General features: G+C 46.2%; 9 protein-coding genes. 7 read left to right on the forward strand and 2 right to left on the reverse strand.

Annotation, left to right across the window (positions count from 1 at the left end; translation table 11 throughout):
* The first annotated feature begins 45 nt into the window (after window positions 1-45).
* The 3 genes from B5G33_RS11460 to B5G33_RS11470 all read left to right on the forward strand — a co-directional run bounded on the left by B5G33_RS11460 (window position 46) and on the right by B5G33_RS11470 (window position 3,365).
* Window positions 46-1,179 (forward strand): aldo/keto reductase, encoded by a 1,134-nt coding sequence (locus B5G33_RS11460; RefSeq protein WP_087417752.1) that lies wholly within the window; start codon window positions 46-48, stop codon window positions 1,177-1,179.
* Window positions 1,180-1,390: 211 nt separating this feature from the next.
* Window positions 1,391-2,647, forward strand: coding sequence for a glycosyltransferase family 4 protein (locus tag B5G33_RS11465; RefSeq protein ID WP_087417753.1), 1,257 nt, complete (start codon window positions 1,391-1,393; stop codon window positions 2,645-2,647).
* Window positions 2,574-3,365, forward strand: coding sequence for a glycosyltransferase family 2 protein (locus B5G33_RS11470; RefSeq protein ID WP_087417754.1), 792 nt, complete (start codon window positions 2,574-2,576; stop codon window positions 3,363-3,365). The genes B5G33_RS11465 and B5G33_RS11470 overlap by 74 nt, the downstream gene beginning before the upstream one ends.
* On the opposite strand, the gene B5G33_RS22370 is transcribed toward B5G33_RS11470, so the two are convergent.
* A complete protein-coding gene (locus B5G33_RS22370) occupies window positions 3,360-4,706 on the reverse strand; it encodes a gamma-glutamyl-gamma-aminobutyrate hydrolase family protein (RefSeq protein WP_087267916.1) in 1,347 nt (448 codons plus the stop codon). The two genes, B5G33_RS11470 and B5G33_RS22370, sit on opposite strands and share 6 nt — an antisense overlap.
* Before the next feature lie 157 nt (window positions 4,707-4,863).
* Window positions 4,864-5,097: a hypothetical protein gene (locus tag B5G33_RS21120; protein WP_143276519.1), complete on the reverse strand. Its 234-nt coding sequence runs from the start codon at window positions 5,095-5,097 to the stop codon at window positions 4,864-4,866.
* Window positions 5,098-5,183: 86 nt separating this feature from the next.
* Between B5G33_RS21120 and B5G33_RS11480 the strand changes: the two genes are divergently transcribed.
* Genes B5G33_RS11480 through B5G33_RS11495 form a run of 4 tightly spaced genes read left to right on the forward strand, consistent with a single transcriptional unit; the run spans window position 5,184 to window position 10,142 of the window.
* A complete protein-coding gene (locus tag B5G33_RS11480; protein ID WP_242974683.1) occupies window positions 5,184-5,939 on the forward strand; it encodes an ABC transporter permease in 756 nt (251 codons plus the stop codon).
* 18 nt (window positions 5,940-5,957) lie between these two features.
* Window positions 5,958-6,722 (forward strand): ABC transporter ATP-binding protein, encoded by a 765-nt coding sequence (locus B5G33_RS11485; protein ID WP_087267911.1) that lies wholly within the window; start codon window positions 5,958-5,960, stop codon window positions 6,720-6,722.
* Window positions 6,719-8,794: a hypothetical protein gene (locus tag B5G33_RS11490; RefSeq protein WP_087417756.1), complete on the forward strand. Its 2,076-nt coding sequence runs from the start codon at window positions 6,719-6,721 to the stop codon at window positions 8,792-8,794. The genes B5G33_RS11485 and B5G33_RS11490 overlap by 4 nt, the downstream gene beginning before the upstream one ends.
* 25 nt (window positions 8,795-8,819) lie before the next feature.
* Window positions 8,820-10,142 (forward strand): exopolysaccharide biosynthesis polyprenyl glycosylphosphotransferase, encoded by a 1,323-nt coding sequence (locus tag B5G33_RS11495; RefSeq protein WP_087417757.1) that lies wholly within the window; start codon window positions 8,820-8,822, stop codon window positions 10,140-10,142.
* Window positions 10,143-10,148: the final 6 nt, after the last annotated feature.

The raw sequence follows: 10,148 nt of genomic DNA on the forward strand, positions 1-10,148 counted from the left end.
GAGACAGTCCTAAGAATATGAAAAACAGAAAAAGGAGGCAAAATTATGATTTACAAAGAGTTTCAGGATCTGAAATTATCTGCTCTTGGAATGGGCGCTATGCGTCTCCCGGTGATGGACGGAGATGATTCCAAAATCGATGAGGCAGCGGCAAAAGAAATGGTTGCCTATGCCATGGAGCAGGGGGTAAATTATTACGATACTGCATGGGGCTATCATGACGGAAATTCCGAGCTGGTAATGGGAAGAGCTTTAAAAGAATACCCAAGAGACAGCTTTTATCTGGCTACCAAATTCCCCGGCTATGATCTTGCCAATATGGATAAGGTGGAAGAAATTTTTGAGAAACAGCTGGAAAAATGTCAGGTAGAATACTTTGACTTCTATCTATTCCACAATGTATGTGAGATGAACATTGACGCATATCTGGATGAAAGCCATGGAATTTATGCGTATCTGATGAAACAGAAAGAGAATGGAAGGATCCGTCATCTGGGATTTTCCGCCCATGGCAGCTATGATGTTATGAAACGCTTTCTGGATAAATACGGAAAGAGCATGGAGTTCTGCCAGATCCAGTTAAACTACTTAGACTGGAGCTTCCAGGATGCCAAGGCAAAAGTAGAGCTGCTAAAAAAACATAACATTCCTGTATGGGTCATGGAACCTTTAAGAGGCGGACGGCTGGCTAATCTCACCAAGGAAGAAGAGGCCAAACTGAAAGCTATGCGTCCTGAAGAGGGAACCCCTGCCTGGGCTTTCCGTTTCCTGCAGTCCATTCCAGAGGTTACTGTAGTCCTGTCCGGTATGTCCAACATGGAGCAGATGAAAGACAATATACATACTTTCCAGGAAGAGAAACCTCTGTCAGAGGAAGAAATGAAAAATCTCCTGGCTATGGCAGATGAAATGGTGCAGAAGATTGTCCTTCCATGTACTGCCTGTCATTACTGTGTCAGCCACTGTCCTCAGGAGTTGGATATCCCGACTCTGCTGGCCCTTTATAATGAGCACTGCTTTACCAAAGGCGGATTTATTGCGCCTATGGCTCTGTCTTCCTATCCGGAAGATAAACTGCCAAGTGCCTGTGTAGGCTGCAGAAGCTGTGAAGAAGTCTGTCCGCAGCAGATCAAAGTATCAGAAGCCATGGCAGACTTTGCAGAAAAACTGAATATGTAAAAAATAGAAAATCAGGAAGGCGGCACTGGCTGCCGGCTAGTTGAAATTTTTTTAAATAAGGATTCATGTCAACGGATTTTGGAGGAAATTCTTCCAGAATCCGTTTTCTTTTCCAACTGGTTCATAAGGAAATCTTCCATCCGCCCTGTTACACTGTAGCCGTAACGAAAAAGCAGCAGGGGTTTCCCCTGACAGAAAGGAGCGGAATAAAATGACACATAAGGTTTTGATCGTTACTACAGTCAGCGGATTTTTATGGCAGTTTGAAAAAAACACCGTAGAGATTTTAAAAAGCCAGAATGCAGAGATCCATTATGCGTCAAACTTTGAAAATCCGGCTTATGCTTTTGATCAGAAATACTTTGAAGAAAATAGAATCCAGATCCATCCGATATCCATCCAGAAGTCTCCATACCGTCTTAAAGATAATTTCAGCGCATGGAAAAGTCTTATGGTAATCATTGAGAAAGAAGAAATTGATACCCTCCACTGCCATACCCCTGTAGGAGCAGTGCTGGGAAGACTGGCGGCCAGGTTTTCCAAAAGACAGGTAAAGGTGATTTATACCGCCCACGGATTTCATTTTTATAAAGGAGCAGGCCTGAAAAACTGGCTGCTCTATTATCAGGCAGAGCGGTTTCTCGCCAGGTATACGGATATCCTTGTGACCATTAACCGGGAAGATGAAAAACGGGCCAGAGGTTTCTCTCTGAAAGATTCGGGCTGGGTAATGAAAATCCCCGGCGTAGGGGTTGACCGTGATAAATTCCGGGTACGATTTGAAAAAAGACAGGAGGCCAGAGCAGCTCTTGGTGTAAAAGGGGAGGAACTGTGTCTGCTTACCGCCGCCCTGTTAGACAAAGAGAAAAATTATCAGACAGTATTGCATGCTTTAGCACAGATAAAAGACATGCCTTTTCGGTATTATATCTGCGGGGAAGGACCTTACCGGAAAGCTTTAGAAGAACAGACTGCCAGTCTGGGGCTGAAGGAAAAAGTAGTTTTTCTGGGATTCCGCCGGGACCTGGATTTTCTCCTTCAGGGAGTAGATATCTTCCTTTTCCCTTCTCTCCGGGAGGGCCTTGGCATGGCGGCTTTGGAGGCTATGGCCTGCGGCGTACCTGTCGTAGGCGCAGACAACCGGGGAACCAGGGAATATATCCGCCACGGAGAAAACGGCCTTCTGTGCCAGCCCAGAAATGCCGGGGATTTTGCAGCAGCTATCCGTATTCTGGCCCAAAATCCTTCTCTGAGAAATAAAATGGCTGTCCGGGCAAGAAAGGACAGCTGGAGATTTGGAGCAGAAGAGAGCCGGCTCTATATGGAGCAGGTATACCGTATTGCATGGAAAGGAGAGGATCATCCTGGATACAAAAGTAAAAATCAGCGTAATCATGAGCCTTTACAATCCCCGGCCTTTCCCCTGGCTGAAAGCAGCGGTGGATTCCGTTTTGAATCAGAGTTTTGAAAATTTTGAGTTTCTTATCTACGATGACGGTTCCGATGAAGAGTGCCGAAAGGCCATTCAGGAAATCGGGAAGCAGGATGCCCGGATCCATATCCTGAGAGGAGAAGAAAACCGAGGAATCGCCTATGGTCTGAACCAGTGTATCCTAAGAGCAAAAGGCCAGTATCTGGCCCGCATGGATGGAGATGATCTTTCCCTTCTCAGGCGTCTGGAGGTTCAGGCAGCCTTTCTGGACGCCAATCCTGCTTATGATTATGTGGGAGCAGCGGCAGCCCTTCTGGAAGGGGAAGAGCTGTGGGGCATTCGGCAGATGGCTGTTGTTCCCCAGAAAGAAGACTTTCTTTCCTTTTCCCCCTATATCCATCCTTCCGTGATGTTCCGAAGAGAGGTCTTTGAAAAATATGGCCTTTATGATACCTCAGACCTCTGCCGCAGATGCGAAGACTATGAGCTGTTTATGCGGCTTCACTCCAGAGGAAGCTATGGATATAATCTGAAGGAAATCCTCCTTCATTATCGGGAGGAAAAAGAAAGTTATAAAAAAAGAACCTTCATAAGCCGCCGAAAAGAGGCCAGGCTGCGCAGGCAGAAATTTCCTGCGCTGGGCCTGACCGGACTTCGGGCGGAATGCTATAAATACAAGCCCTATGGAACAGCCGTAATCCCTAAAAGTATTTATTGGCAGTTAAAAAGAGGCAAAGCATCTGCCTTTTTATGAAGCAAGCGTTATTACAAGGTCCTGGAATCTTTCTGATTTTGTCCTTATATCCTCTTCTGTAACACCGTAGTAGGACTTGATGTCTTTCACGATATTCATTAAATGGGGCATTTCTTCCGGATCCCCCGTAACTGAGCAGCCGAGACATTCCCAGTGTTTTTCTATGTCGATCTGAATCTGCCCTTGAGGGAGGTTTATTTCGTAAATATGATAATCCATCGGAAAAAGTGCTTCCGGAATCTCATTTATCTTTTTCTGCCGCAGCTCCAGTTTTTCCCCAAAAGCTTTCTGTAAAGCCGGATCCTGGTAATCAGAAGGCAGAATACTGTCCAGAGAGGGGAGGTCTGCCTCTTCCAGGAGCCTGGGGCAGTGTTTCATGATCAGGGCCTCTTTTAAGTTCCCTTTCTGCTGGTGACAGATGCGGTTCTCTTTAGAAAGCTCTATGCCATGATATTTTTCCATGATATATGCGATAACCTGGTCCAAAGTATGAGGATTGGCAGTGATGCTGTTTTCTATTTCTTCTTTTCTTTTTTTAAAAAAGGCCCGCCCTTCAAGTTCCTGGGGAGAAACGTCCCTGTCCGTTACTCCTTTGATGTAAATACTTGTAGGACCATCTGCTCTGATCGTACTGCTGCCGGCAGCAGCTTTTACAAAATCCTGAAATATTTTCCGGCTGTTCTCATCCACTTTATGGGAAAATTCCGGATGCCACTGAACCGCCCACAGGAATCTGGATCCCGGCTTCCATACTGCCTCTACAAGACCGTCAGGGGCATAAGCCATTGGCTGAAGGCCAGGGGCAAGATTTCGGATTCCCTGGTGATGACAGCTGTTTACCGGAAGTGAGTCTTTCTTCAGAAGTCTCTGTAAAGGCGTGCCCTTTATCAGATCTACAAGATGCGCAGGCTGGTCATAGGGCGCCGGCTGGCGGTGGCACACAGAAGAGGGGAATTGCGCTGGAAGATCCTGATAGAGATTTCCTCCCAGCAAGGCATTGAACAATTGTAACCCCCGGCAGATTCCCAGGGCAGGCTTATCCTCTTCAAGAATTATCGGCAGCAGTGCAGCCTCCATTTCGTCCCGCTCCGGACAGCATTCCCCGCATTTTTCAAAAACTGCTTCCCGGTAAACAGCAGGAGACACATCATGACCTCCGGTAAAAAGGAAGCCGTCAAAATAATTTACAAGTTTCTCTAGAGCTTCCCTGTCCGAGGTAAGAGGCAGCATAACAGGAATCCCTCCTGCCTCCTCAATCCCCTTCATATAGCCGGGAAGCATCCAGTAGCTTTCTCTTTCTCTATCCACCAGCGGGATAATACCGATCAATGGTTTTTTCATTTTACTTTTTCTCCTTCCTATCGAATAAGCCTGTATCTTTCATGACTGGTATGATCTGTAAAAGCGAATTTCTTTTTGACTTATTGTAACACAGTCGAAAAAGCAGGTGAATACTTATGCTCAGATCAATAGAAAAACTTTTAACTCTTTCACAAAATCAGCACCTCACACATTGGATCAACAGTACAGCAATCTCAGCAGCCAGCAGGATAATCAGCGCAAAAAGGGACCTTGGCAAGGTCCCAACTATGCCTGCCAGTAAAAGCATGATCCCATTTCGAATGGGGTAAAACCATTCCAGGAGAACAGAAAAAAATGCGCTTTGCATGGCGAAGAAAACCGCAGCCACAATGGTCTGAAGGGTAATGCCTCCGTAAAGTTCACAATTCACACATTCTGCCGTGTTTCTGTTTTTTCAGGTATCATTTCGCCCTTTCTGGAAAAAGTAAAAGAAAAGCCAGAATGGAGCAGAAGTACATGAAACAGACCTTATTTGTAATACAGGAACTGGTATCCAGAGAAATGAAGCGGAAATACAGCCGGTCTAAGCTGGGGATTTTGTGGAGTGTTTTAAACCCCTTATTATCTATGACCGTTCTTTCTCTGGTATTTTCTACCATGTTTCGAAAATCTATTGAAAATTATCCGGTATATTATCTCACAGGTTTTCTGATCTGGAGCTTTTTTACCACAGCTACCAACACAGCTATGACTTCTCTGGCTGACAACCAGGCTTTGCTCCTTCAGATCCGCCTTCCCAGAGAAATTTTTCCTTTCTCCCGGGTATGTACGGCCTTTATGAATTTTCTCTATTCCCTGGGGGCCTATGTGATGATCCTTGCTGTTTTTCGGATCTCACTGGGCATTTCTGTCCTTTTCTTCCCTCTGGTCATGGTCCTGTTATTTTTCTTCTCTCTGGGTGTTGGGTATATTCTGTCGGTCCTCTATGTGTTTTTTGGGGATATCCGTCATCTTTACTCTGTATTTCTCACTCTGCTTATGTATCTCTCCGCTCTTTTTTATCCTCTGGAGCTGCTGCCTGAGGGAGTGCAGGCTTTTATCCGGTTAAATCCCATTTATCAGTTTATCTATGCCGCCAGGTCCTGCGTCATGTACCGGGAAATTCCCTCCGCCTGTCTCTGGGTGAAAATGAGCCTATGGAGTTTTTTGTTCTATCTTGCAGGAATATATATCTTCCGAAAAGCAAAGACTAAAATCACATTGAAACTTTGAAACTCCAGGAGGAAACATATGGAAAAGGGCAGACCGGTAATCTCTGTAAAAAATGTCAGTATGGAATTCCAGGTACCTTTGGAGGGCAGTTCCAGTCTGAAAGAATATCTTATTAAAGTCTTTACAGGGAAAAACTCCAGCCGTACCCTAAAGGCTCTGAAAAATATCTGGCTGGACGTTTATGAAGGAGAAATCCTGGGGGTCATAGGCACCAATGGCTCCGGGAAAAGCACTTTGCTGAAGATTATTTCAGGAGCCATTACCCCTACCAGAGGCAGGGTGGAAACAGTGGAAGAGAACATTCAGCTTCTCACTTTAGGCACTGGTTTTGACCGGGAGCTGACGGCCAGGGAAAATGTATATCTAAACGGCGCACTCCTTGGATACAGCCGCAGTTTTCTGAAAGAAAAGTATCCGGATATTGTCCGTTTTGCTGAGCTGGAAGGCTTTATGGAACAGAAAGTAAAAAATTTCTCTTCAGGCATGGTATCAAGGCTGGGATTTGCAATCGCCACGGCTTCCGATAAACCGGGAATTCTGATTTTAGATGAAGTCCTCAGTGTAGGAGATGTATTTTTCAAGGAAAAAAGTACCGCCAGGATCCGGGAACTGATGGAAAAAGGACGGGCAGTCCTCATTGTTTCTCATTCTACAGATACTATTCTCCAAAACTGCACCAGAGCTCTCTGGATCGAAAAAGGGATACAGAAGCTTACCGGAAATCCTAAAGAGGTCTGCCAGGCCTATCTGGACTATGGGAGGAAACGAGGTGAAAGGAAATGAAAGCCCGTATTTACAAGGTTCTTGTAAACCGTGTGCCTGCTATCCGCAGAAAATATCAGGAAGCCAGAAAAGAAGCGGTTACCAGAGGCGCCAGGCTCCTTCTCTTTGGGAAGCTTCTTTGGTGGAATCTGGAATATTATCTTTCAGGGGGAAGGACACAGAAGACAGAAATCTGCTTTACAGAAAAGAAAAAACTGCTCTTTGAAGAATCGAAAAACTTTACTGGCATGTCCGGGGAACAGCTTGTAAAAGAGCTGTCTGGGTATGACGTGATTTCTTTTGATGTCTTTGACACCCTTCTCCTCCGACCCTTTTCCGCTCCTGAAGACCTGTTCTATCTGATAGGAACAGAACTCCATTATCCAGATTTTCCGGTACTCCGGGTATTGGCAGAAGATCAGGCCCGGAAACGAAAAGCAGAAAAAACAGGGACCGGGGAAGTCACCTTAAAAGAAATCTGGGAATGTCTGGAACCCCTTACAGGAATCCCTGTGGAGACAGGAATGGCTGTGGAAATGAGCACTGAGGAAAAGTATTGTCAGGGGAATCTATACTTTCTGCCTGTCCTGGATAGTTTGAAAAAAGTTCAGAAAGTCCTTCTGGCAGTCAGTGACATGTATCTGGAGAAAAGCTTTATCCAAAAGCTTCTGGAGAAATATTATGGTCCTGTCTTCCATAGGGTTTTGATTTCCCAGGAGGAAGGCTGTTCCAAGGCAAATGGAAAGCTTTATGAAAAAGTCCGGGAAACTGCTAAAGAAATTTGGGCTGAACAAACAGGCTCTGCTGAAGGCTGCTGGCGGCTGGCTCATGTGGGCGATAACCCTCACTCCGATATCTTCATGGCTAAGAAACGGCAGATAGATGCCTTTCTCTATCCAAATCCTCAGGACGCTGGAAATCCTTACCGGCCCTTTGACATGTCCAGGATTACGGGAACCATCTACCGGGGAATGGTAAATATCCGGTTTCATACAGGGGCAGGGAAGTATTCCGTCTTCTATGAGCTTGGCTATGCTTACGGAGGCCTGGCGGCCTTAGGTTTTTGTCAGTTTATCCACAGGAAAGTTCAGGAATGGGAAAGATGCCGGATCTGTTTTCTGGCCAGGGATGGAGACGTCTTAAAACAGGTCTATGACCAGCTCTATCCCGGATCCTCCACCTGCTATCTGCTCTGGTCCAGAAACGTCTCTGCAAGGCTGGGGGCAGAGCGGTTTCCTTTTGATTTTTTTCAACGCTTTCTCTTTCAGAAAATCAATCAGGGATATTCTCTGGAAAGGATTTTCGCCAGCATGAGACTTTCTGTACTGAGGGAGGATGCCTGCCGGTATCTGCACTGCTCAAAGGACAGCGTCCTTACGGAAAAGAAAGCTCTTAGCTGCCGGAATTTCCTTCTAAAGCAGTGGGAAAGGGTGCTGGAGGCTTATAAAGAAGAACAAGATCTGGCAGGAGAGTATCTGAGGACGCTGCTCCTTTCTCCAGAGGAATGTGCACAAAATTATGGGCAGGAGCAAAGAAAAATTGTCCTGGCAGATATCGGCTGGGCCGGCAGCGGCCCCCTGGGACTGGAATATGTCCTTCACAAAACCTGTGGCCCTTCCTGGGAAGTCCATACTCTTTTGGCAGGCAGCAGCGGCGCTCCCAGTCCGGACAGGGACAGCTCCCAGGGCTTTTTCTTTGAAAATCAGATGGACAGTTATTTTTTCTCCCAGAGCCACAACCGGGACCTTTGGAAATTCCACGACCTGCATAAGAAGCACAACTTGTATCTGGAACTTTTGTTTACCTCACCTTCTCCCAGTTTCCAGGGATTTGAAAAAACAGAGAACGGCAATATAAATTTTCTGTTTGCCCCAAAGGAAAGCCATGAAAAGGAAGTTCGTGAAATCCAGAAGGGCATTCTGGACTTTGTTGCAGATTACCAGAAATATTTCGGAGATTTTACTGCAAAGGGCCAGGGAAACATTTCCGGAAGGGACGCCTATGCTCCTCTTGTTCTTCTCCTGAAAGATACAGCTTTCCAGAAAAAACTGGAAAAAGCTTTTTTGTGGGATATCCGTGAAAATGTAGAATGAAACAGCAAAGGGCAGGTATGAAGAAATGAGAAAAGGACACACTATCTTAAAAGCAGTCAGCTTTATCTCCAGGCTGCTTCTGGTATTTCTCTATTTTTGCGCCGCCGCCCAGGTAATGAAAGAAATCTGGAGAGAACGGTTTCTGGCCATTACACTTCTGTATGTGGCGGTACTGGAGATTTTCCAGGCTCTTATGGAAGCTGGAAACGTAAGCCAGAGAAGGATCCTGGATCTGGTATATGGACAATTTTTCGCAGCCCTTTGCACGAATATCCTTTTCGGCACTCTGTTGTGGACTATTTCCGCCCAGCCTGGGATCAGCCTTTTCTGGGAATTTTCTATTCTTACCCTGCTGGAAGCTTTTACCGGGATTTTATGGGCGGCCTTCTCCTTTACCCTGTATCTGAGAAAACAGACCCGGAACCAGGCTCTTTATGTCTACGGAGATGGAGAAGACTGGCAGAGAACGGTAAAAGAAAACAACAGCAGAAACGGCTATTTCCGTATCAGCAAAGCAGTTTCTTACCGGAAAGGACTGAACTTCATCGAGCATATCCTTCCTGAATACCAGGCCCTTTTTCTGGGAAAGCTTCCCGACAGTGACCGGAACCGGCTCCTGAAGCTGGGAATCTGTACAGACCGGGAATGTTTTGCGGTTCCCGGAATCCCAGACATCTATCTGCAAAACTCCCGTATCATCCGCCTTCATGACAAGGTGCTCTTCCGAAGCGGGAGAGGATATCTCACAAAAGAACAGGAAAGGGTGAAGCGGGCAGAAGATATTATCTGCGCCCTTCTGCTGTTAATCCCGGCGCTTCCTTTAATGGGACTGATCAGCCTGTGCATTAAAGCAGAAGATGGCGGACCGGTATTTTACCGGCAGGAGAGAGTGACCAGATATGGAAAATCTTTCTTCATGCTGAAATTCCGCAGCATGGTCCCGGAAGCGGAAAAAGAGGGACCCAGGCTGGCGGCCAGAAATGACGCCAGGGTTACCCGAACAGGGAAGATCCTTCGGAATCTTCATTTGGATGAGCTGCCTCAGCTTTTTAACGTACTGGCCGGAGATATGTCCATGGTAGGTCCCCGGCCGGAAAGGCGGGAATTTATTGAAGACTATTCCCGTATCCTTCCAGAGTTTAAGGAGCGGCTCCGGGTAAAAGGCGGACTGACAGGATACGCCCAGATTTACGGGAAATACAGTACCGGACCGGAAGACAAGCTGAAGTATGATCTCATCTACATCTATAATTATTCCCTCCGCCTGGATATCCGGCTGCTGTTTCTTACCATCCGCATCTTTTTTCAGAAAGAAAACGCCCAGGGAGTGGAGGAATCAAATTTGTAAAGGAGC

It is taken from the genome of Blautia sp. An81 (assembly GCF_002161285.1).
Classification (GTDB): Bacteria; Bacillota; Clostridia; order Lachnospirales; family Lachnospiraceae; genus Blautia; species Blautia ornithocaccae.

What these genes read in the sequence shown, in the direction of transcription:
- B5G33_RS11495 (WP_087417757.1), top strand. Translation starts at nt 8,820, where the DNA reads ATGAGAAAAGGACACACTATCTTAAAAGCAGTCAGCTTTATCTCCAGG.
- B5G33_RS22370 (WP_087267916.1), bottom strand. Translation starts at nt 4,706, where the DNA reads ATGAAAAAACCATTGATCGGTATTATCCCGCTGGTGGATAGAGAAAGA.
- B5G33_RS11480 (WP_242974683.1), top strand. Translation starts at nt 5,184, where the DNA reads ATGAAACAGACCTTATTTGTAATACAGGAACTGGTATCCAGAGAAATG.
- B5G33_RS11465 (WP_087417753.1), top strand. Translation starts at nt 1,391, where the DNA reads ATGACACATAAGGTTTTGATCGTTACTACAGTCAGCGGATTTTTATGG.
- B5G33_RS11490 (WP_087417756.1), top strand. Translation starts at nt 6,719, where the DNA reads ATGAAAGCCCGTATTTACAAGGTTCTTGTAAACCGTGTGCCTGCTATC.
- B5G33_RS11485 (WP_087267911.1), top strand. Translation starts at nt 5,958, where the DNA reads ATGGAAAAGGGCAGACCGGTAATCTCTGTAAAAAATGTCAGTATGGAA.
- B5G33_RS11470 (WP_087417754.1), top strand. Translation starts at nt 2,574, where the DNA reads ATGAGCCTTTACAATCCCCGGCCTTTCCCCTGGCTGAAAGCAGCGGTG.
- B5G33_RS11460 (WP_087417752.1), top strand. Translation starts at nt 46, where the DNA reads ATGATTTACAAAGAGTTTCAGGATCTGAAATTATCTGCTCTTGGAATG.